This is a genomic window from Variovorax paradoxus (genome assembly GCF_902712855.1).
Classification (GTDB): Bacteria; Pseudomonadota; Gammaproteobacteria; order Burkholderiales; family Burkholderiaceae_C; genus Variovorax; species Variovorax paradoxus_Q.
The window spans coordinates 5,407,254-5,429,295 of sequence record NZ_LR743507.1 but is presented as its reverse complement, the minus strand read 5'-3'; the positions used below and the strand labels follow the sequence as shown (position 1 = coordinate 5,429,295).

The following is a 22,042-nucleotide window of genomic DNA, read 5'->3' as shown; positions in this document are numbered from 1 at the left end:
GTATCCTTGCCCTTCCTCAACTAAGCCCTCCCGCAGTGGCCGAACCTCACCCTGAACGCGCTCCCGTCGAACGGGAAGACAAGCGCGGCTTTCTCCAGAAGCTCGCCGAATTCATCCACCCCGGTCCCGACTCGCGCGACGAGCTGATCGAAACCCTGGCGGACGCCGAGGACAACGAGGTGATCGGCGCCGAGTCGCGCGTGATGCTCGAGGGCGTGCTGCGCATGGCCGACATGACCGCCGGCGACGTCATGGTCGCCGCGCCGCGCATGGACCTGGTGAACATCGACGCCCCCTACGAGGCGCTGCTGCACCTCGTGATCGACACCGCGCACTCGCGCTTTCCGGTGTACGAGGGCGAAAAGGAAAACATCATCGGCATCCTGCTCGCGAAGGACCTGCTCAAGCTGCAGCGCGCGCCGGGGCTGAACATCCGTGCCCTGCTGCGCCCGGCCACGTTCGTGCCCGAGAGCAAGGGCCTGAACGACCTGCTGCGCGAATTCCGCGGCAACCGCAACCACCTGGCCATCGTCATCGACGAGTTCGGCCGCGTGGCCGGCCTCATCACCATCGAGGACGTGCTCGAGCAGATCGTCGGCGAGATCGAGGACGAGTTCGACATTGCCGAGGACGAGGGCGACATCTTCGGCCTGGCCGACCACACCTACCGCGTCTCGGGGGACACGCCCATCGAGCGCGTGGCCGAGGCCTTCGGCATCGTGTTCGACGAGGAACAGCTCAGCGAAGACTTCGACACCATCGGCGGACTCATCGCCCACGAGATGGGCCATGTGCCCAAGCGCGGCGAGCACCACGCCATCGGCGGCTTCGACTTCGTGGTGCTGCACACCAAGGGCGGCGCGGTGCGCTGGTTCAAGGTGTCCCCGGCGCGCGGCGGCGACGCGGCCGACTGATGCGCGGCACGCCGGCGTCCACCTCCGCCTCCCTGTTCCGTCTGCTCGGCTTCGGTGCTGCCGGGCTCGCGCAGGCGCTTTCGATGGCCTCGCCTGCAGGAGGCAAGCCGCTCTGGTGGCTGCAGCTGCTGTCACTCGGCGCATTCGTGTGGCTGCTTGACGGCCTGCGCCTGCAGGGCGCCGGCTGGCGCCGCGCCGGCCTGCATGGCTGGCTCTTCTCCACGGCCTGGCTCACCGGCAGCTTCTGGTGGCTCTTCATCTCGATGCATACCTACGGCGGGCTGCCGGCGCCGCTGGCGGCCATCGCCGTGCTGGCACTGGCCGCGGCGCTCGGGCTCTACTACGCCGTGGCCGCAGCCTGCTTCGTGGTGCGCGGCCCGACGGGGCGAGTGACCGGCGCCATCGTCTTCGCCGCACTCTGGACGCTGGCCGAACTCGTCCGCGGCAGCTGGTTCACCGGCTTCCCGTGGGGCGCCGGCGGCTACGCGCATGTCGAAGGGCCGATGGCCGCACTCGCGCCCTGGGTGGGCGTCTACGGGATCGGTGCGGCGGCGGCGCTGGCGGTGGCGCTGGTCGCGCTGCGCCGGCCCCTGCGCGCCGCCGAAGCCGCGCTGGGCGTGGTCCTGTTCGCGCTCGTGTTCATCGCGCCGAACGTCGCCGAGCCGCTGCCGGGCGCGGTGCGGGGCGACAAGGGCGCCACGGGCACGCTGCAGGTCGCGCTGCTGCAGGGCAACATCCCGCAGGACGAGAAATTCATTCCGGGTGGCGGCATCGAGACTGCGCTGCGCTGGTACGGCGAACAGCTGCGCGACGCCAAGGCCCCGCTGGTGGTGACGCCCGAAACCGCCTTGCCGCTGCTGCCCCAGCAGCTGCCGCCCGGCTACCTCGAGGCCATCCAGGCACGCTACAGCCAGGGCACGCAGGCCGCCATCGTCGGCCTGCCGATGAACGGGCGCGGCGGCCGGGGCACCTACAGCAACTCGGTGCTCGGCTTCCAGCCCGGCGCCGCGCAACCGTACAGCTACAGCAAGCACCATCTCGTGCCGTTCGGTGAATTCATTCCGATGGGCTTCCGCTGGTTCATCCAGATGATGAACATCCCGCTCGGCGACTTCGAGCGCGGCGGCCTGGCGCAGGCGCCATTCCTCTGGCAGGGCCAGCGCATCGCGCCGAACATCTGCTACGAAGACCTGTTCGGCGACGAGATCGGTGCGAACTTCAAGGACGAGGCTTCCGCCCCCACCATCCTGCTCAACGTGAGCAACATCGCGTGGTTCGGCGACTCGGTGGCCATCGACGAGCACCTGTCCATCTCGCGCATGCGCGCGCTGGAGTTCGCGCGGCCGATGGTGCGCGCCACCAACACCGGCGCCACGGTCGTCATCGACGCCACTGGCCGTGTCACGCACGAACTGCCGCGCCTCACGCGCGGTGTGCTCGAAGCCGGCGTGGAAGGCCGTCGCGGCCTCACGCCCTACGCGCGCTGGGTGGCGCCCTTCGGGCTGTGGCCGCTGTGGATTCTTGCGATGGCCGTCGTGGCCGCGGCCTTCGCTATGGGCCGCCGCCGGCGCTGAAGATCAGGCCTGCGGCGCGGCGCCGCCCTTCACCGGCCAGTCGCGCAGCTTGCCGGGGTTCAGCAGGCCCAGTGGATCGAAGCGCCTCTTCACTTCGATGACCTCCGGCGGCAACGGCCCGCCGGCCTTGCCGTCTTCCACGATGTTGACGTGTGGGTTGTTGATGTGCACCTGGTGCGCGCGGTGGATGTCCATGATCTCGGCCAGCCGCTCCTCGGTGCTGAAGCGCACCAGCTGCAGCCCGCTGCAGGTCAGCAGGCCCGCCACGTTGCGCAGGAACTCGACGTGCATCATCACCTCGCCACCCAGTAGCTTCTCCATCTCGATGATCTGCTCGACGTGCCTGCCCGGAACGAAGCCGCTCTGCAGGTAGGTGAGCGTCGGGTCGACCTTCATCGCGTGCAGCGTGGTGTGGTTCCAGGTGAACTCCATCAGCGTGCGGTTGCTCTTCTGCACCTCGGCGGCCGTCTTGCGGTAGCCCACGGTGCCGCCTTGCGCCTCCACCAGCAGCATCATGGCCGGCTCGTTCGACTCGGCCACCAGCGACAGCACCGTGTGGCAGCCCTTGGGCAGGTGCGCCGCCAGCTGCGCCAGGTGCTCGCCGATGGGCGCGGCAAAGAAGGTCACGCCGCGCTTCACGATGCCCGGCGCGTTCGCGAGCCTGTCGGCGAAGTTCAGCGCGTTCTCGAAGCTGTCGAAGGTGACCAGTGTCTCGAGCCACGGATGTGCCGGCGCCAGCGCGATCTCCAGCTCCAGCACGAGGCCGTTGGTGCCCCACAGGTGGTGCATGCGCATCGCGTCGGGTCCGCGCAGCTCGACCACCTGCGGCTCGGCCTCGATGGTCATCGCGCGGATGCCGATCACGTTGCCCGGCGCGCTCAGCGGGCCGTAGTTGATCGAGCCCACGCCGCCGAAGCCTCCGCCGAACAGGCCGCCCAGCGTGGCGCTGCGGTAGGTCGACGGCACGCAGCGCAGCTCCTGCCCGGTGGGCTTCGTCTGCTTCTCGAGCTCGCCCAGGCGGATGCCGGCTTGCGCACGCGCCACGCCGGGCTGCACCCACAGGCAGGCGTTGTAGCCCGTCATGTCGAGCACCACGCCGCCGGCCAGCGGCGTGGTCTGGCCGTAGTTGCCGGTGCCGCTGCCGCGGATGGTGATGGGCACGCCGCGGCGCGCGCAGGCCCCGACCACCGCGCGGATCTCGTCTTCGGTGCGCGGGCGCACGACCACGTCGGCGCGCTTGTCCTTCAGCTGGCGCGTGAGCACCGGGCTGAACCATGAGAAGTCCTGCGAGAGCCGCGTGACACGGCCTTCGTCGGTGATCCAGTCGAGGTCGGGGAGTTCGAGCAGCAGTTGCTCGATGACGGAAGCGGGAGCGTTCATGGTCAAGTTCAATCCTGGGAAAGTTCGCTCGCGTGCCACGAGCCCAGCGCCACCTTGGTGAGCCAGGCCATCAGCACGAAGAGCGCGACACCGGTGAGGGAAATGAGCAGCAGGGCCGCGAACATGCGCGGAATGTTCAGCTGGAAGCCGGCCTGCAGGATCTGGTAGGCCAGCCCCGCGCCCGAGCCGCCCGTGCCGGCCACGAACTCGGCCACCACCGCGCCGATCAGCGCAAGGCCGCTGGAGATGCGCAGGCCGCCGAAGAAGTACGGCAGCGCGCTCGGGATGCGGAGACGCACCAGCTGCTGCCATCGCGTGGCGCGGTTCAGCTTGAAGTAGCTCTGCAGGTCGGGGTCGAGGCTGCGCAGCCCGAGCGTGGTGTTGCTGATGATGGGAAACAGCGCCACCAGCGCCGCGCACACGGTCATGGCCGCCACCGGGTTCTTCACCCAGATGATGATCAGCGGCGCCACCGCCACGATGGGCGTGACCTGCAGCAGCACCGCGTACGGAAAGAGCGCTGTCTCGATCCGCTTGCTCTGCACGAACAGGAACGAGATGAGCACGCCCGCCACTGTGGCCAGCGCGAACGACAGCACCGTGATCTTCAGCGTGACCAGCAGCGCGCCGCCCAGCGGCGCCCAGTCGGTCACCAGCGTCTGCATCATCAGCCAGGGCGAGGGCACCAGGTAGGCCGGCAGCTCCATCGCCACCACCATCCATTGCCACAGCGCGACCAGCACCACGCCGATCAGCACCGGATAGAGCACGCGCTGCACGCGCGGCTGGCTCAGCAGGGGCGCACCCTGTTTTCTTGCTGCGGCGGTCATCGGGCGGCCTCCTCGTCGTGGCTGCTGGCGCGCAGCAGGCTGTCCTGCAGCTGCTTCGCCTGGCGCGCGAAGGCGGGCGTGACCATGAAGTCGGCGCTGCGCGGATAGGGTTCGTCGATGTGGAACTGCTCCACCACGCGGCCCGGCCGCGCGGCCATCATCACCACGCGGCTCGACAGGAATACCGCCTCATGAATGGAGTGCGTCACGAAGATCACCGTGAGCTTCTTCTTGCGCCAGAGCTCGAGCAGGTCGGCGTCGAGCTTGTGGCGCGTGATCTCGTCGAGCGCGCCGAAGGGCTCGTCCATCAGCAGCAGGTCGGGCTGCGTGACGAGCCCGCGCGCGATCGACACGCGCATCTGCATGCCGCCCGAGAGCGCGCGCGGCAGCGCGTCGGCAAATTTCTCGAGGCCCACCAGCGCGAGCGATTCGGTCACGCGCGCATCGGCTTCCTTGCGCGGCACGCCGGCCAGGTCGAGCGGCAGGCGCACGTTGGTCTGCACGCTGGCCCACGGCATGAGCGTGGGCGACTGGAACACGAAGGACATCCTGCGCGCGCTGTCGTGCAGCTGGCTCACCGGCTTGCGCCACACCAGCAGGCGGCCGTCGCTGGGTTCGAGCATGCCCGCCACCATCTTCAGCAGCGTGCTCTTGCCGCAGCCCGAGGGGCCAAGCAGGGTGACGAACTCGCCCTCGGCGATCGACAGGTCCACCGGCAGCAGCGCCTGCGTGCCGTTGGGGTAGGTCTTCTCGGCCGACAGCACCTCGACTGCTGGCACGGCGGGCGTGAGTTCCGGCGGAGGCGCCAGGGTGTGGGGTTCGATGCGATTCATGCGTGGAGCCTTTCGAGAACGGCCGCGTGGCGCGGCCGCCTGGTTTCAGGGCAATGCCCAAACGTCCGGGCAGGACCTCAGGGCAGGACCTTGGCGTCCTTGACGAACTCGGTGGTGTACGTCTTCGCGAGCTCCACCTTGGCCGGGTCGAGCAGCTTCGCGCTCACCAGGAAGTCGTAGCTCGCCTTCGCGCGCGCGTCGGTCATCACGCCGATGCCGAGCTTGGCGGCATCTCCGCCGGTGATCATTCCCATCTCCTTGAGCTTGGCCACGCTGTACGCCAGCTGCTCGTCGGTCATGTTGGGGTTGTCCTTCTTGATCAGCGCATTGGCGGGCGCCGGGTCGGCCAGATAGCTCTTCCAGCCTTCGGCCGACGCCTTCACGAACGCTGCCACTTGCTTGCTGCGGTCCTTCAGCGTCTTCTCCATGCACGACACCGTGGTCGCATAGGCCGGGAAGCCGTGGTCGCTGAACATCAGCACGGTGCTCTTCACGCCGGCCTTCTGGATGGCGAAGGGCTCGGAGGTGAGGTAGCCCTGCTGCGCGGTGTTCTTGTCGGCCACGAAGGGCTGGATGTTGAAGGTGTACGGACGCGTCTGGTCGTCGGTCAGTCCGAACCTGGCCTTCAGCCACGGCCAGTAGCCGCGGTTGGCCTGCGCGCCGATCAGCAGCGTCTTGCCCTTCAGGTCCTCGAACTTCTTCACGTCATCGTGGGCGATGAGCACCTGCGGGTCCTTCTGGAAGAAGGCCGCCACGTTCACCACCGGCACGCCGCCTTCGCGCACCTGCATCATCTGGATGTCGCTCGAACCCATGATGCAGTCGGCCTGGCCGGCGGCCATCATCTGCGTGATGTTGACCTGCGGGCCACCCATCTTGATGGTCACGTCCAGGCCGTGCTTCTTGTAGATGCCTTGCGCCACGGCCTGGTAGAAGCCGCCGTGCTCGGCCTGCGCGTACCAGTTGGTCATGTAGGTGAACTTGTCCTCGGCCTGCGCGGGCGCGGCGGCGAGGAAGGCGATGGCGGCAGCGCCGGCAATGGACAGTGCGAAGGAGCGCATGGGGAAACCTCTCGAAGGCTGTGGGAACGTTGAAAAAGGAATGCGGTGCGAGGCCGATGCAAGAAGCAGGCTCAGGCCGGAGTGAAGCTCTGCTGGACGAAGCCCTGCTGGTGGCCGCGCTCCCAGGTGGCTTCCTCGCGCACGACCCAGCGCAGCGCGTGCAGCTCGGTCAGCGCCTGCACCCAGCTGTCGGACAGCGTGTCGAGGATGGCGTCGCCCTGTTCGCGCGTGGCGGTGGTCGGGTCGCCGATGACGCCGCTCGGACCGAAGTCGCGCGCGGTCCAGGCGCAGGCCGGACGGCCGTCGGCCGACAGCAGCCTGATGGGGAAGGGCGGCGGAAAGTTGGCCACCGCGCGCTCCATGTGCACCGTTTCGGGTGCGAGCGCCAGCATCAGCGCGGTCTCGGAATGGCCGGCGTGCATCGCGAGCTTCTTCTCCTGCTCGCTCACCTGCTTGCTGGCCGCGCTCGGCAGGCGCGACACGCCGTGCGGCACCACCACGAAGTCGCCGTGGCGCAGGCGCAGTTCGCGCGCCGCCATCTCGAGTACCTGCGGCTGGCCGCCGTGGCCGTTGGCGAACAGCAGCTTGCGGAAGCCCGAGCGGTAGACCGACTCGCCGATCTCGATCACCGTCGACAGCAGCGTGGTGCCGGTGAGCGTCATGGTGCCCGGGAAGTGCAGGTGCTCTTCCGACTTGCCGTAGGTGATGGTCGGCAGCGCGAAGGCGCGCACCTCGGCGGGCAGCTTCTCGAGCGCCTTGCCCATCACGCCCGAGCAGATCACGCTGTCGACCGAGCACGGCAGGTGCGGGCCGTGCTGCTCGATGGCGCCGCAGGGCAGCACGATGACGGTGTTCTCGCGGTCGGGCAGCGCGGCGATCTCGGTCCAGCTCAGGTAGGGCAGGAAGCGGTGGGGCGGAATGTAGCCGTGGAGCATGGGTGTCCTTGTTGTGCGTTTACCGGGGAAGGAAGACAGTGGCGTCGCCGCGCACCACGCGGCCGTCGCGCAGCACGACGCGGTTGGCGGTGCGCGAGGGCCAGCCGAAGCGGTCGGCGTCGGTGAAGAGCACCAGGTCGGCGCTGCGGCCGGCCAGCGTGGGGCGCGCGGGCGAGTTCTCGCGGCGCAGCCAGTCGCCGCGGCACAGCGCCTGCGACCAGGTGTCGAAGGGTTCGTCGAGCTGCGCCACCAGCGCCGCGGTGCCCAGCGCTTCCACGGGGTCGAAGCTGCCGAGCCGGCAGAACGGGTCCTGCACGTTGTCGCTCGCGAACAGCAGCGGAATGCCGCGCTCGCGCGCTTCCTTTACCAGCGTGATGCCGCGCTGCCGTGGCGTGCGGCCGGTGACAGCGTCCTGCAGCAGCAGGTTGGTGGCGGGCAACGACACCACGGTGATGGGCGCGCGCGCCACCGCGTCGAGCGTGGCGAAGGCCTGGGCCTCCGGCTGGGCCGCGAGCGCGCAGATGTGGCCGCAGGTCACTCGGCCTTCGTAGCCAATCTCGCGCAGGATGCGCGCGGTGGTCTGCAGGCCGACGGCCGCGGGGTTGAGTTCCTCGTCGACGTGCAGGTCGATGTCGAGATCGCAGGCCTGCGCCGACACCAGCAGGTTGCGCAGCGCGTTCTCGCTCCAGTTGGTGGAGTGCACGAAGCCGCCGAGGAGCGCGTGCGGGCCGGTGGCCTTCACCTGCTTCGCCAGGCGCATCGCCTGCGCCGCGTCCTCGAACAGCGGCAGCTTGATGAGGGCCACCTGCTCGAGGCGCACCTTGCCTGCCCATTCCTGTGCCAGCTCTGCCATCACGGGCCAGGCCATCGGCAGCGATTCGGGCTCCCACCAGTCGACGTGCGTGCGCAGGTGGGTGGTGCCGCATTCCCAGGCCCACTGCAGGCCGCGCGCGGCGCGCTCTCGCACGTCGGCAGGCGTCCAGTTCACGCGGTCGGCCAGCATCGCGTCGATCGCGCCGAGCAGGCCGGGCTGCACCTGCTTCATGCGCGGCAACGTGAAGGCCTTGTCGAGGTGCGTGTGGGCATCGACGAAGCCCGGCAGCGCCAGCGTGCCCGCGAGGTCCCAGGCCATGGGGCCCGCGGCGTGCCCGGCGGCCGGCTGCACCGATTGCACGCGACCCGCGCCGATGGCGATGCAAGCCGGCACCGGCACGCCGTCGCGTTGCGGCCAATCGGTCGGCAGCAGCCAGCGCGGCAGCCGCACGTTGTCCAGCAGGGAGGGGTTCGGGGCGCTCATGCGAAGCGTGCCATTGCGCTGCCGACCTTGACCATGAAGCGCTTCAGCTGGGGCTCGGTCGCCACGTTCATGTGGTAGTGGGCGTGGTAGTCGACCTTGGCGCCATGGCCGGTCAGCCGCTTCATGTACCGCGTGACGATCTTGCGCGGCGGGTCGCCCATGTACATCGCCACCCAGCGCGGCCGGCCGTAGGTGACCACGGCGCTGATGCGCTTGATGTGCGTGAGCATCGGCTTCACGTTGGCCGGGTCGCTGATGTCGAACGCCACGCCCGGCATGAAGAGCCGGTCGAAGTAGCCCTTGAGCATCGCCGGCAGGCCGAAGCACCACGTCGGAAAGCAGAAGACGATGCCCTCGGCCCACTGCAGCCGCTCCACGTAGGGCGCCAGCGGCAGCCGGTTGGCGGGCACGTCGTGGTAGCCCAGCCGTTCCTCGCGGGACAGCACCGGGTCGAAGCCCTCGGCGTACAGGTCGCAGTCGTCCACCTCATGCCCGGCGGCGCGCAGGTTCTTCAGCACCTCCTGGTGCAGGGCCGCGTGGAAGCTGGTTTCAACCGGATGGCAGTAGACGACGAGCACGCGCATGGTGTGTTTGACCGCTTAATCAGAGCAAGTGGTCAGGTTATGCAAGCGACGTGCCAGCGCGTGTGCACCGGACTGGGGCGTGCCTTCGGCCCTTCAATTCCGCCACGGCTTGCCGATATCCGGAAGACGGGCGCGGAGGGCGCCCGCTTTCATTCCTTTCGGATCGGTGGCATGACGGGACGTTGGCTTCAATCGGGGCGCTGCGCGGGCGGCGCGGTGATTCCGCTGCTGGGCGCGCTGATGTTCGTGCCGGCGCCGTGCCGTGCGGAGTCGGCCTACGGCAGCGGCAGCGCGTCGGCCCGGCTGCACATCACCGTCGTCGTGCCGCCCGTGTTCCGCGTGCTCGATGTCACGCCGGTGGACGGCGGCTACGAGTACCGCGTGTGGACCAACATGAAGTCAGCCGTGATCGGCGGGCGCGAGTACCGCTTCGATCGCATCGGCGAGAGCACCGTGCGCGTGCCCACGGCGCCCGCCGACACCTGGATCGTGCACGGGCTGTAGCCCGGAGCTCGGTTCCGTCCGCTCGTCCGGGTGCGGTCCGGCGACACGCACAACGAACGGGCCCGTGCAGGCCGACGCGCCCCGGTCCTTCGCCTGCTGCAGCAGCGACTGAAATGCGCTCGGCTGCAGGGTGTCGTCCGTGGCGCGGGGCTTTCAGGCCCGGATGCCGCAGCCGTTCAGCACGAAGGCCACGAGTTCGCGCGCGATCGGCTCGCGGTCGATCGGGGCGTCGGGCGGCAGGCCGAGCATCACGCGCGTCTGGATCGCGTAGTCGGCATAGCTCTGCGTCATGGCCCAGATGTGCATCAGCAGGATGCGCGCGTCGAGCGGGCGCATCTGGCCGCGCGCGATCCATCCGTTGATGATGTCCACCTTCTTCTGCGTCCACGCGCGTGCGTTGGGCCAGTAGCGGTCGAGGTTGCGCCCGCCATCGAGGATCTCGCGCGTGAAGATGCGCGACATCTCCGGGCTGTCGATCGCATGGTCGAGCTTCTTGCGGATGTAGTCGCCCAGCACCGTGCCCGGGTCGCTCGCGTCCTCGAACGAGAACACCACCTTCCACGCGTGCAGCACCTGCATCAGCAGCTCCTCGTAGAGCTCTTCCTTGCCGACGATGTAGTAGTGCAGCTGGGGCTTGGTGAGGCCGGCGCGCGCCGCGATGGCCTGCGTGGACGTGCCTTTCAGGCCGTGCAGGCTGAACTCCGCGATGGCCGCCGCGCGGATGGCCGCCATGATGCGTTCGCGGCCGGGACGTGCGCGCGACAGCGGACCGTCGGGGCGGGCATTTCCTGGGCGGGCGAGACGAGGGGAGCGGCAGGATCGGCGTTCATGGTCGGGGAAGGCGGCGGTTTGCGCAGCCTCTGATGCGGCCGCGCGGCCGATGGTAATCCCTCGTGCATGGGCGCATGCGATGGCGGCATGGAGGCGCGCCGCATGCCGGCATGGTTCATGTATCTTTCCCGCCGCTTCGAAAGATTCCACCTCGACAAGGAGTTCTCCATGTACCTCTCTCCCCGATTCAGGGCCCTTGCGGCGGGCGCCGCATTGCTGGCCGCCAGCGCGCTTGCCCAGGCGCAGCAGGCATTGCCCAACGTGGTGATCCTCGCCACCGGCGGCACCATCGCCGGCGCAGGCGCCTCGGCCGTCAACAGCGCCACCTACGCGGCCGCCAAGGTAGGTGTGGAGAAGCTCATCGCCGGCCTGCCGGAACTCTCCAAGGTGGCCAACGTGCGCGGCGAACAGGTGTTCCAGGTCGCATCGGAAAGCCTCACCAACGACAACCTGCTGGTGCTCGCCAGGCGCGTCTCGGCGCTGTCGAAGCAGAGCGATGTCGACGGCATCGTGATCACGCACGGCACCGACACGCTCGAGGAAACCGCTTATTTCCTCACGCTGACCGTGCATACCGCCAAGCCGATCGTGGTGGTCGGCTCGATGCGCCCGGGCACCGCGCTATCGGCCGACGGCGCGCTGAACCTGTATGACGCGGTGAACGTCGCGGGCAGCAAGGACGCCATGGGCAAGGGCGTGCTGGTGACGATGAACGACAACATCGACAGCGGCCGCGACGTGAGCAAGAACGTCAACATCAAGACCAGCGCGTTCTCCAGCCAGTGGGGTCCCCTGGGCATGGTGGTCGAGGGCAGGAACTACTGGTTCCGCGCACCGGTGAAGCGCCACACGATGAACTCGGAGTTCGACATCGACAGCATCACCGCGCTGCCGCCGGTGGAGATCGCCATGGGCTACGAGGGCGTGTCTTCCGTGGCCATCGACGCCATCGCGAAGAGCGGCGCGAAGGCGCTGATCCATGGCGGCACGGGCAACGGCTCGGTGGCCGACCGGATCGTGCCGAACCTGCAGAAGGCGCGCGCCGACGGCGTGATCGTGATCCGCAGCTCGCGCGTGCCCGACGGCTTCGTCATCCGCAACGCCGAGCAGCCCGACGACAAGTACGACTGGGTGGTGGCCCACGACCTGCGTCCGCAGAAGGCGCGCATCCTGGCGATGGTGGCGCTCACCAAGACGAGCGACACCAAGGAGCTGCAGCGCATCTTCTGGGAGTATTGACTCGCCCCCAGGCTTCGCGCACTTCGTGTCGCTTCGCCTACCCCCTACCGGGGGCAACACCAGAGGCCCGGCAAAGCCGGTTCCTCGGTGTTTCTGGACTTGCCCCCAGGCTTCGCGGCACTTCGTGTCCGCTTCTCCTTCCCTCTGCCGGGGGCAACACCTGCGGCCCGGCGCAGCCGGTTCCGCGGTGTTCTTGACTCGTCCCCAGGCTTCGCGGCACTTCGTGTCGCTTCGCCTGTCCCCGCCGGGGGCAACACATGCGGCTGGCTCAGGCCAGCGCGCGTCGCTGTTGGCGGTGGCGTGCGTACTCGAGGCTGCTCACGCACACGAGGAGCCAGGCCAGGCCGGTCAGCAGGCCGGCTGCGACGTCGCTTGCGAAATGCACCTGCAGGAAGATGCGGCTGCACGCGATGGTGACGATGGCTGCGGCCGCGGCCATGGCGCCGGGCACGTGCCAGCGCGGGGGCAGGGTGCGCAGCAGGAGGTACAGCATCATTCCGTAGCTCACGATGGCGCCGGCGCTGTGGCCGCTGGGAAAGCTGTAGCTGGTCTCCAGCGCAAGGCCGTGGTCGTGCAGCGGACGAGCCCGCGCGAAGATCTGCTTGAGCGCGGGGTTCAGCACGACGGTGCCGCCCAAGGCCAGCACCCAACCGAGCGCCAGCCCGCGGTGCGCATGCCACCACAGCACCGCCGCCACGAGCAGGCACACCGGCGCGAGGAAGGCCGCGTCGCCCAGGTGCGTGAGCCAGCTGAAGGCCACCAACGCGGTTCGCGGCAGGTGCAGGGCGATGGCGTCGGTCAGGGCATGGTCGGCCTGGCCGAGCACGCGGCCGTCGGAGATGTTCGATGCGATCCAGGCGAACAGGCTCGACGCGAGCAGGATCAGCATGAAGCCTGATGCGAGTCCGAGCGCGATGCGCGGCTCGCTGGGCTCCTCGGTATCGAGCGTCCGGAAGTGCCGCTTCTGCAGCGTGTGGCAGGCAAGGCCGGCGCCGATCACGGCCACCGCAAGAAGGACGAGGAACCAGGGCAGCGCATGCGCGCCGAGCTGCCGTGCAGCAAGAACAAGGGGGGCTTCGGTCGACATAGCGGCGCACCCTAAGGCTGCACCGCCTCGCTGGCAAGGGAAAGGCCGAATACTTCGGCGCAGCCGAAGGCCTTGTCGCGCGCGACGTAGTCCCAGCGTTCGACGCGGCAGGCGCGCCGGCCGTCGGCGCCCCCGGCGATGTCCGCGTGCACCACGTTCACCGAATTGGGATGCCCGGCGCGCACCCGGGTCGAGGTGGCCGTGCCGGCCTGCACGGCCCAGGCAGTGGGCGCGCAGCCCGGAAAGGCGTCGTGCAGCGGCCGCACGAACGGCAGGTGGATGTGGCCGCCCAGGATCAGGTCGGCGCCGGCCGCGCACCACCGCGCCACCGCCTGCTCGCGCCCATGCAGGCGGTTGCCGAGGTCCTGCCCGCGCGTGACCATCACCGGCTGGTGCGTCACCACCACGCGCACCTGCGACGGCGAGGCCTGGGCGAGCCGCCGTGCCACCCGCTCGATCTGTTCGGCCGAGACCGCGCCGTCCTCGTGCCGGTACCAGCGCGTGGTGTTGACCGTGGCCACCAGCCACTCGCGCGACTCGAACGTCGGCTCCAGGTCGTCCCCGAAGGCGCGGCAGTAGCGGCCGTAGGGCGCGAACACGCGCGCCGCCAGCTGGAACAGCGGGATGTCGTGGTTGCCCGGAATGGCGAGCACCGGCCGGCCGAGCCGGTCGGCGAAAGCCCGCGCCGCTGCGAACTGCGCGGCGGTGGCGCGCTGCGTGATGTCGCCCGACAGCACCACCACGCCCGGCGCCAGCGCGGCCGCCAGCTGCTCGAGCGCACGCAGCACGTCGGGCTGCTCGGTGCCGAAGTGAGGGTCGGAGATCTGCAGCAGGCAACTCATCGGCTGTTCATCGGCGACTCATGCGCGTGCCGCTTCCAGCTCGGGCGCGGTCTCGGCCGGGCGCACCAGCCAGAGCGGCTCGGGCGAGACGCGAAACAGCAGCGGCATGTCGACCCAGCCGATCTCGCCGTCGGTCGCCACCTTGACGCGGCGCGCGCCCAGCGGGCGCCGGGCCTTCACCGTGAGCGATTCGAAGGGGAAGCTCAGCACCTCGTCGGCACCGCCGAGCCGGCCGAGCGCGCCGCGCACCAGCAGGCCGGGCATGGCCAGCGGCCCCACGGGCTTGAGCGCGATGGCGGCCAGCCGGCCCTGTTCGAGCATGTCGGCCTCGGCAATGCCGACCTGGTGCAGTTGCAGGGGGTTGTTGCCGACGAACAGCGTCGGCGTGCGGATGTCGCGCTCGACGCCGCGCGAGGCCATGCGCAGGTCCCAGTTCCGGTGGCCGCGCAGCACCGTCAGCAGGCCGGCACCGAAGGCGATCCAGCGGCTGCGTCCGTAGCGCGCCTTGTAGGTCTCGCGCTCTTCGAGCAGTTCGGCATACAGGCCGAGGCTGGCATTGACCAGGAACACCCGGTCGTTCACCAGGCCGACCTGCACCGGCCGTGGCTGCTCGGTCAGCAGCACCTGCAGCGCCTGCGCGGTATCGCGCGGAATGCCGTGGGTGCGGCTGAAGTAGTTGAAGGTGCCCTGCGGCAGCACGCCGAAAGCGCAGCCGCTGCCCAGCGTGGCATGGGCCACCGCGTTGATGGTGCCGTCGCCGCCCGCCGCCACCACCACCCCGCCCACCGCCCGCGCCCGCTCCACCGCCTCTCGCGCCAGCGCCTGCACCCGGCCAGGGCCGTCGATCATGAAGATCCGGTGCCGGCGGCCGGCCGCGGCGCAGCCTTCCTCGATGACCCGGCGGGCCTCGGTCGCGTCCTCGCTGCCGGAGCCGGCGTTGAGCACGATGAAGAGAGGGGCGTCGGGTCCGGTTTCGGGCACTGGCATGGAGGGAAGGCGATGGAGAAAGGGTGGGCTTACAAGGAAAGGACCAGCGGCAAAGCGGGCGCGGCTGGCGCCCGGTCGGTCCCGCCGCATGCGGCGGGTTCGGTGTTGTCCCATCCCCTGTCCGGCCGTGCCAGCAGGCGACTTCCCGACCCGCTGTGGGAGAGTTGCCCTCCGAACGTAAAATCGCCCGCTTTCGCGGCGTGTCGCCGCGCTACCGTCCAATGTCCGGCGACGCCGGCCAGCTTCATGTTGACCTTCCAGCAAATCATTCTCAAACTGCAGTCGTACTGGGCCGACAAGGGCTGCGCGCTGCTGCAACCGTACGACATGGAGGTGGGCGCGGGCACCTCGCACACCGCCACCTTCCTGCGGGCCCTCGGCCCCGAGCCCTGGAAGGCCGCCTACGTGCAGCCCAGCCGCCGCCCCAAGGACGGCCGCTACGGCGAGAACCCCAACCGCCTGCAGCACTACTACCAGTACCAGGTCGTGCTCAAGCCCGCGCCCAGCAACATCCTGGAGCTGTATCTCGGCAGCCTCGAGGCCCTGGGCTTCGACCTGAAGAAGAACGACATCCGTTTCGTCGAGGACGACTGGGAAAATCCCACGCTCGGCGCCTGGGGCCTGGGCTGGGAAGTCTGGCTCAACGGCATGGAAGTGACGCAGTTCACCTACTTCCAGCAGGTCGGCGGCATCGATTGCAAGCCGATCACCGGCGAGATCACCTACGGGCTGGAGCGCCTGGCCATGTACCTGCAGGGCGTGGACAACGTCTACAACCTGACCTGGACCGACGGCCTGAGCTACGGCGACGTCTACAAGCAGAACGAGGTCGAGCAGTCGACCTACAACTTCGAGCACAGCGACGCCGAGTTCCTCTTCACCGCCTTCAACGCGCACGAAAAACAGGCCAAGCACCTCATGACCGAACAGCTCGCGCTGCCTGCCTACGAGCAGGTGCTCAAGGCCGCGCACAGCTTCAACCTGCTCGACGCGCGCGGTGCGATCAGCGTGACCGAGCGCGCGGCCTACATCGGCCGCATCCGCAACCTCGCGCGCAGCGTGGCGCAGAGCTACTACGACAGCCGCGAGCGCCTGGGCTTCCCGATGGCGCCGCGCGACTGGGTCGCGCAGATCCCGCCGAAGAAGGCCGCCTGAGCGGGCCCCGAGCCATCGAGCCATTGCATGCCCACCGTCTTCACCCACGTCGCCGTTCCCGTCTGCGCAGCCATCGCGCTGGGCACGCGGCGCGTGCCGGCGACGGCGCTGCTGGCCGGCATGCTCGCGTCCATCGTGCCCGACTTCGACGGCCTCGCCTTCAAGCTCGGCATTGCCTACGGCGGCATGACGGGGCACCGCGGCTTCACGCACACGCTGGTGTTCGCGCTGCTGCTGGGGCTTGCGGGCTGGTGGCTCGCGCCGCGCTGGGGCATGCGCCGGGCCGCCGGCTGGGCGTGGATCTCGCTGTGCACCGTGTCGCATCCGCTGCTGGACATGCTGACCAATGGCGGCATCGGCATCGCCCTCTTCTGGCCATTCAGCGACGTTCGCTACTTCAGCCCGTGGCGCCCCATCGAGGTGTCGCCCATCGCGCTGAAGAAGTTCTTCTCGCCGCGTGGCGCGGCGGTGCTGTTCAACGAGATGGTCACCGTGTGGGCGCCGCTGCTGGTGGCCGCGGTGCTCGTGCTCGTCGCGCGCCGCAACGTGGAGCGGCGCCATGGCGCCGTGGCCGCATGAACCCGATTCGTCCTTTTTCTTCTTCTTTCCCTTCCACGGTGCCGCATCGCTGCGCGCCCGTGGCCGGTGCCGCCCGCGGCCCATTTTCAAAAGCCCTCTGAGCCATGTCGTCTGCCAGCCTTCTTGTCGAACTGTTTGTCGAGGAATTGCCGCCCAAGGCGCTGAAGAAGCTCGGTGATGCCTTTGCCGGCGTGCTGCGCGACCAACTCGCGGCGCAGGGGCTCGCCGAGCCCGGCGCCGTGCTGACCGCCTACGCCTCGCCGCGCCGCCTGGCCGTGCATCTCACGCACGTGGCCGGGCGCGCCGCCGACAAGGCGGTGTCGCAAAAGCTCATGCCCGTCGCCGTCGGTCTCGACGCCTCGGGCCAGCCCACGCCCGCGCTGCTCAAGCGCCTGGGTGCGCTGGGCGCCGACGCTTCCGCCGTGCCCGGCCTCAAGCGCGCGATGGACGGCAAGGCCGAAGCCCTTTTCTACGAAAGCACCGCCAAGGGCGCCACGCTGGCCGAAGGCCTGCAGAAGGCGCTGGCCGAGGCCATCGCCAAGCTGCCGATTCCCAAGGTCATGACCTACCAGCTCGAGGAAGGCAGCGAGCTGCCCGGCTGGACCAGCGTGAGCTTCGTGCGTCCTGCACACGGCCTGGTGGCGCTGCACGGCAACGCCGTGGTGCCGATCGAGGCGCTGGGCCTGAAGGCCGGCCGCGACACGCACGGCCATCGCTTCGAGGCGGCCATCGACCCGGTCGTGCTGCGCGACGCCGACAGCTACGCGCTGCAGCTGCAGGAAGAAGGCGCCGTCATTGCGAGCTTCGAGGCGCGCCGCGCCGAGATCGCGCGCCAGCTTGCGGCGGCCGCCGTGACGGTCGGCGGCGGCTCGGTGCCCATCCATGACGATGCGCTGCTCGACGAAGTCACCGCGCTGGTCGAACGCCCCAACGTGCTGGTCTGCAGCTTCGAGCGCGAGTTCCTCGAAGTGCCGCAGGAATGCCTGATCCTCACGATGAAGGCCAACCAGAAGTACTTTCCGCTGCTCGACGCGTCGAACAGGCTCACCAACAGGTTCCTGGTCGTCAGCAACATCAGCCCCGACGACGCGAGCGCCGTCACCGGCGGCAACGAGCGCGTGGTGCGGCCACGCCTGGCCGACGCCAAGTTCTTCTTCGACCAGGACCGCAAGAAGTCGCTGGCCTCGCGCGTCGAGTCGCTGGGCAAGGTGGTCTATCACAACAAGCTGGGCACGCAGGGCGAGCGCGTCGAACGCGTGATGCGCATCGCACGCGGCATTGCCGAAAAGATCGGCGACACCGCTCTGGCCGCCCACGCCACGCAGGCCGCACAGCTGGCCAAGGCCGACCTCGTGACCGACATGGTCGGCGAGTTCCCGGAACTGCAGGGCACCATGGGCCGCTACTACGCGCTGCACGACGGACTCGACGCCGCGGTGGCCGACGCCATCGAGGACCACTACAAGCCGCGCTTCGCGGGCGACGAACTGCCCCGCAACAACGTCGGCCTGGTCGTCGCGCTGGCCGACAAGCTCGAGACGCTGGTCGGCATGTTCGGCATCGGCAACCTGCCCACCGGCGATCGCGATCCGTTCGCGCTGCGCCGCCATGCACTGGGCGTGATCCGCATGCTCATCGAGAAGGACCTCGCGCTCGACCTGAACACGCTGCTGCAGGACGCCGCCACGCAGTTTGGCGGCATTGCCGGCTTCGACAGCGGCAAGGCCACCGTCGAGCTGCAGGACTTCATCCTCGACCGCCTCGCCGGCAGCCTGCGCGAGCAGGGCGCCAGCGCGCAGGAAGTCGATGCCGTGCTCGCCCCGCGCCCGCAACGCCTGGCCGAAGTGCCCAAGCTGCTGGCTGCGGTGCGCGCCTTTGCCGCCCTGCCCGCCGCCGCCGCGCTGGCCGCCGCGAACAAGCGCATCGGCAACATCCTGAAGAAGGCTCCCGAGGCCGACGCGCACGTCAGCGAGCTGCTGCTGCAGGAGCCCGCAGAGAAGGCGCTGCACGGCGCCATGGCACAGGTCGTGCCCGCAGCCAACGCCCAGTTCGAAGCCGGCGACTACACCGCCTCGCTGCAGACGCTGGCCGCGCTGCGCGAGCCGGTCGATGCCTTCTTCGACGGTGTGATGGTCAACGCCGAGCAGGCCGACCTGCGGTTGAACCGCCTGGGCCTGCTGATGTCGCTGCACGTCGCGATGAACCGCGTGGCGCAGCTCGAGCGGCTGGCTGTCTGAGCATCCCTTCGACGACCTCACCGGTGGCATTGCCATGAAACTCGTCATCCTCGACCGCAACGGCACGATCAACGTGCACCGCGAAGACTTCGTCAAGAGCGACATCGAGTGGACGCCGCTGCCCGGTGCGCTCGAGGCCGTGGCGCGGCTCAACCATGCGGGGTGGCACGTGGTGATCGCGTCGAACCAGTCGGGCCTGGGCCGCGGGCTGTTCGACATGGCCTCGCTCAATGCCATGCACGCCAAGATGCACAAGATGCTCTCTGCCGTGGGCGGCAGGGTCGATGCGGTGTTCTATTGCCCGCACAGCCCCGACGAGAACTGCGACTGCCGCAAGCCCAAGCCGGGCCTGTTCCTGCAGATCGGCGACCGCTACGGCATCGACCTCAAGGGCATCCCGACCTGCGGCGACAGCCTGCGCGACCTCCAGGCCGGTGCCGCTGCCGGCTGCGAGCCGCACCTGCTGCTCACGGGCATGGGCGCCGCGTGCCGCGGCGTCGATCCGCTGCCCTCCGAATACCCGGCGAACACGTTGGTCCACGACGATCTCGCCGCCTTTGTCGACTTTCTGCTCGCGCGCGAAGCGCGGGATGCACTGCAGGTGGCTGTCTGATGGCGTTGTTCCGTTCCGTTCTCCATGCACTCTGGATGCTCGTCACCGTGGTGCCATGGGGCATCATCATGTGCGTCAGCTCGCTCTGGAAGCGCGGCATCCCGCTGTACTGGATGGCAGTGCGCTGGCTGGGCTGGGCCATCGGCGGCGCGCGCGTGCTGCTGGGCATCAGGACCCGCGTGAGCGGCATGGAGAACCTGCCGACCGACAAGCTCGCCGGTGCGATCCTGCTGGTGAAGCACCAGTCCACGCTCGAGACCTTCCTGATGCCCACACTGATGCCGCATCCGCTGGCCTACGTGTTCAAGAAGGAACTGATCTACATCCCCTTCTTCGGCTGGGCGATGGCGCGCCTGGACATGATCCACATCGACCGCAGCCAGCGCGCGCAGGCCTTCAACAAGGTGGTGAACCAGGGTCGCAAACTGCTCGCGCAGGGCATCTGGATCATCATGTTCCCCGAAGGCACGCGCATTCCCCGCGGCCAGAAGGGCACCTACAAGAGCGGCGGCACGCGCCTGGCCTGCGAGACCGGCGTGCCGGTGATTCCCATCGCCGTGACCTCGGCCAAGGTGTGGCCGCGCAAGGCCTTCATCAAGCGCCCCGGCGTGGTCGACGTCTCCATCGGCCCGGCGATCTCGAGCGTGGGCCGCAAGCCCGACGAACTGATGCGCGAGGTCGAGGAATGGATCGAGGCCGAGATGCGGCGCCTCGACCCCGAGGCCTACGCCGGCAGCCCGGTGCATCCCACGCGGGAAGCGGTGAACTGAAGAGAAGGCCGGCGATGGGCGGACTGCTCCAGTTCACGATGGATCTTTTCGAGGGGCTGGGCAGCGAATTCGCCCCGCCCGCTCCGGCACCCGCGCGGCCGCGTCGGGCGAGAAAGCCGAAGCTGGCGGCGCCGCCAGCCGCGGTGCCCGATGCACCTGCCGTCCCACTCGACCCGAACGCACCGCCTGCGGTGCCGCTGGCCGACACGCTGGCGCTGGCGGACTTCACGCATCCGCAGGCATCGCGCGCCATCGTGCTGGGGTCGGCGCGCGTGGCCTACGAGTTCAAGCGCGGCAAGCGCAAGACGATCGGCTTCCTGGTCGGTGCCGAAGGGCTGTCCGTGCGCGCGCCGCGCTGGGTGGCCTTGCGCGACGTCGACGCGGCGATCCACGAGAAGTCGGACTGGATCCTGCGCAAGCTGACCGAGACGCAGCAGCGGCATGCGCGGGTCGAGGCGACGCGGATCGACTGGCGCGACGGTGCAGTGTTTCCGTTCATGGGCGAGACCGTCGTGATCAGGCTGGATCCGAAGCACGGGTTCGCGAGCGTGGGCGGAACGCTCGATGCGGCCGAAGGCGACCAGCCCCGGGTGCTGCGGCTGGCCGTGGCGCAGAACGCCGAGCCGTCGCAGATCCGCGATGCGGCCCAAGCCTGGTTGATGCGGCAGGCACGCAAGTTGTTCATCGAGCGGCTGGACCACTTTGCGCCGCTGCTGGGGGTGCGGTGGGCGAAGCTGTCGTTGTCGAATGCGGCGACCCGGTGGGGGAGTGCGAGTGCGGATGGGTCGATTCGGCTGAACTGGCGGTTGATTCACTTCCGGTTGCCTGTGATCGACTACGTGGTTGCGCATGAGCTGGCGCACCTGCGGGTGATGGACCACTCGCACCGGTTCTGGGAGACGGTCGAGAGTGTCTTGCCTGATTACGACTTGCTGCGGCGGCAGTTGAAGGATGAGGCTGTTCCTCGTTGGAACTGATTTTTTCGGGGCGCGGGGTTGATTCCTTCGGCGGGATCGAGTCATTTTTGTTGTTTGCTTTCCGGGGCCGGGTCTCGGCCCGGCGGCCGACCTACTTTTCTTTGCTTCGCCAAAGAAAAGTAGGCAAAAGAAAGGCGACCCCACTGTCTGCGACCCCTGCGCTTCGCTACGGGGCAACCTGCGGTGCTCGCGTTTCGCGGGGTCCGCAGAACTCGCTTCGCTCAGACAGCTGCGGCCCTGATCCGCGAAACACTGCGCTCCTCGGCGCAGCCAGAGGGGAGGGAGCGGGAACCACACGGGCCTTTGCTTCGCTCGGCCTCAGGCCATTGCAGGCGCTGTGCGCCTGCAGTGTTGAAGCTGCGCTGAAGTCTTTGTTGGTATGAGTGCCGATTCGATTCGATGCGGTGCGATGCCAGCGTTGGGACCGAGCTGAAACTGGATCAAGAGCAAAAGCAAGGTAGAAGCACCCGCACCCGCACCGGCACCGGCACCGGCACCGGCACCGGCACAGGCACAGGCACAGGCACAGGCACAGGCACAGGCACAGGCACAGGCACAGGCACGAGCACGAGCACGAACGAAGTTCGAGCCGTCAGTTCCCAAGCCGAGCGAAGCGATGGCGTGTCGGTCCCCAAAACCCTTCTGGCTGCGCCGAGGAGCGCAGACGTAGGAGGGATCAGGGCCGCAGCTGTCTGAGCGCAACGCAGTGGAGCGAGTTCTGCGGACCCCCTCCTACGTCGAGCACCGCAGGTTGCCCGCAGCGAAGCGGAGGGACGCAGACAGCAGGGTCGCCTTTTCTTTGCTTACGTTCTT

At 68.8% G+C, this 22,042-nt stretch carries 20 protein-coding genes and 1 pseudogene; 10 read left to right on the top strand and 11 right to left on the bottom strand.

Going from position 1 to position 22,042, the window contains the following annotated elements; genetic code table 11:
* Positions 1-35 precede the first annotated feature (35 nt).
* Positions 36-914 (top strand): HlyC/CorC family transporter, encoded by an 879-nt coding sequence (locus AACL56_RS25765; RefSeq protein WP_339092630.1) that lies wholly within the window; start codon positions 36-38, stop codon positions 912-914.
* Entirely contained in the window at positions 914-2,488 is a 1,575-nt protein-coding gene (gene lnt, locus AACL56_RS25760) for an apolipoprotein N-acyltransferase (protein ID WP_339092629.1), read from the top strand. Before AACL56_RS25765 ends, lnt begins: the two co-directional genes overlap by 1 nt.
* A gap of 3 nt (positions 2,489-2,491) precedes the next feature.
* On the opposite strand, the gene AACL56_RS25755 is transcribed toward lnt, so the two are convergent.
* From AACL56_RS25755 to AACL56_RS25725, 7 genes are all read right to left on the bottom strand, one after another.
* Positions 2,492-3,868 (bottom strand): FAD-binding oxidoreductase, encoded by a 1,377-nt coding sequence (locus AACL56_RS25755; RefSeq protein WP_339092628.1) that lies wholly within the window; start codon positions 3,866-3,868, stop codon positions 2,492-2,494.
* Between the two features lie 8 nt (positions 3,869-3,876).
* Complete coding sequence (locus AACL56_RS25750) at positions 3,877-4,698, bottom strand: ABC transporter permease (protein WP_339092627.1); 822 nt, start codon at positions 4,696-4,698, stop codon at positions 3,877-3,879.
* Positions 4,695-5,531, bottom strand: a complete 837-nt coding sequence (locus AACL56_RS25745; protein ID WP_339092626.1) for an ABC transporter ATP-binding protein — start codon at positions 5,529-5,531, stop codon at positions 4,695-4,697. Before AACL56_RS25745 ends, AACL56_RS25750 begins: the two co-directional genes overlap by 4 nt.
* A gap of 77 nt (positions 5,532-5,608) precedes the next feature.
* Complete coding sequence (locus AACL56_RS25740) at positions 5,609-6,592, bottom strand: ABC transporter substrate-binding protein (protein ID WP_339092625.1); 984 nt, start codon at positions 6,590-6,592, stop codon at positions 5,609-5,611.
* A gap of 71 nt (positions 6,593-6,663) precedes the next feature.
* The gene (locus AACL56_RS25735) at positions 6,664-7,527 is read right to left on the bottom strand and encodes a creatininase family protein (protein ID WP_339092623.1); all 864 of its coding nucleotides are present in this window, start codon (positions 7,525-7,527) and stop codon (positions 6,664-6,666) included.
* Positions 7,528-7,546: 19 nt separating this feature from the next.
* The gene (locus tag AACL56_RS25730; protein WP_339092622.1) at positions 7,547-8,824 is read right to left on the bottom strand and encodes an amidohydrolase family protein; all 1,278 of its coding nucleotides are present in this window, start codon (positions 8,822-8,824) and stop codon (positions 7,547-7,549) included.
* Positions 8,821-9,408, bottom strand: a complete 588-nt coding sequence (locus AACL56_RS25725) for an NAD(P)H-dependent oxidoreductase (protein WP_339092621.1) — start codon at positions 9,406-9,408, stop codon at positions 8,821-8,823. The genes AACL56_RS25730 and AACL56_RS25725 overlap by 4 nt, the downstream gene beginning before the upstream one ends.
* A 171-nt stretch (positions 9,409-9,579) precedes the next feature.
* Between AACL56_RS25725 and AACL56_RS25720 the strand changes: the two genes are divergently transcribed.
* Entirely contained in the window at positions 9,580-9,912 is a 333-nt protein-coding gene (locus AACL56_RS25720; protein ID WP_339092620.1) for a hypothetical protein, read from the top strand.
* A 153-nt stretch (positions 9,913-10,065) separates the two neighbouring features.
* Here the strand turns inward: AACL56_RS25720 and AACL56_RS25715 are convergent.
* Positions 10,066-10,742, bottom strand: a pseudogene (locus AACL56_RS25715) (TetR/AcrR family transcriptional regulator).
* A 169-nt stretch (positions 10,743-10,911) separates the two neighbouring features.
* Between AACL56_RS25715 and AACL56_RS25710 the strand changes: the two are divergent.
* A complete protein-coding gene (locus AACL56_RS25710; RefSeq protein WP_339092619.1) occupies positions 10,912-11,982 on the top strand; it encodes an asparaginase in 1,071 nt (356 codons plus the stop codon).
* 268 nt (positions 11,983-12,250) lie between these two features.
* Here AACL56_RS25710 and AACL56_RS25705 read toward each other — a convergent pair whose 3' ends face one another.
* Genes AACL56_RS25705 through AACL56_RS25695 form a run of 3 tightly spaced genes read right to left on the bottom strand, consistent with a single transcriptional unit; the run spans position 12,251 to position 14,898 of the window.
* Entirely contained in the window at positions 12,251-13,069 is an 819-nt protein-coding gene (locus AACL56_RS25705; protein WP_339092618.1) for a phosphatase PAP2 family protein, read from the bottom strand.
* Positions 13,070-13,080: 11 nt separating this feature from the next.
* Entirely contained in the window at positions 13,081-13,911 is an 831-nt protein-coding gene (locus AACL56_RS25700; RefSeq protein ID WP_339092617.1) for a metallophosphoesterase family protein, read from the bottom strand.
* Positions 13,912-13,929: 18 nt separating this feature from the next.
* Positions 13,930-14,898, bottom strand: coding sequence for a diacylglycerol/lipid kinase family protein (locus tag AACL56_RS25695; RefSeq protein WP_339092616.1), 969 nt, complete (start codon positions 14,896-14,898; stop codon positions 13,930-13,932).
* Between the two features lie 246 nt (positions 14,899-15,144).
* Here AACL56_RS25695 and glyQ point away from each other — a divergent pair, with 246 nt between their 5' ends.
* The 6 genes from glyQ to AACL56_RS25665 all read left to right on the top strand — a co-directional run bounded on the left by glyQ (position 15,145) and on the right by AACL56_RS25665 (position 21,229).
* Positions 15,145-16,053, top strand: a complete 909-nt coding sequence (glyQ, locus tag AACL56_RS25690; protein ID WP_339092615.1) for a glycine--tRNA ligase subunit alpha — start codon at positions 15,145-15,147, stop codon at positions 16,051-16,053.
* 27 nt (positions 16,054-16,080) lie between these two features.
* Positions 16,081-16,632 (top strand): metal-dependent hydrolase, encoded by a 552-nt coding sequence (locus AACL56_RS25685; protein WP_339092614.1) that lies wholly within the window; start codon positions 16,081-16,083, stop codon positions 16,630-16,632.
* 104 nt (positions 16,633-16,736) lie between these two features.
* Positions 16,737-18,869, top strand: a complete 2,133-nt coding sequence (glyS, locus tag AACL56_RS25680) for a glycine--tRNA ligase subunit beta (protein WP_339092613.1) — start codon at positions 16,737-16,739, stop codon at positions 18,867-18,869.
* 34 nt (positions 18,870-18,903) lie between these two features.
* Positions 18,904-19,482 carry a D-glycero-beta-D-manno-heptose 1,7-bisphosphate 7-phosphatase gene (gene gmhB / locus AACL56_RS25675; protein WP_339092612.1) on the top strand — a complete coding sequence of 193 codons (579 nt, stop codon included), beginning with the start codon at positions 18,904-18,906 and terminating at the stop codon, positions 19,480-19,482.
* Positions 19,482-20,252, top strand: a complete 771-nt coding sequence (locus tag AACL56_RS25670) for a lysophospholipid acyltransferase family protein (RefSeq protein WP_339092611.1) — start codon at positions 19,482-19,484, stop codon at positions 20,250-20,252. The genes gmhB and AACL56_RS25670 overlap by 1 nt, the downstream gene beginning before the upstream one ends.
* A 14-nt stretch (positions 20,253-20,266) precedes the next feature.
* Positions 20,267-21,229 carry a M48 family metallopeptidase gene (locus tag AACL56_RS25665; RefSeq protein WP_339092610.1) on the top strand — a complete coding sequence of 321 codons (963 nt, stop codon included), beginning with the start codon at positions 20,267-20,269 and terminating at the stop codon, positions 21,227-21,229.
* Positions 21,230-22,042 lie beyond the last annotated feature (813 nt).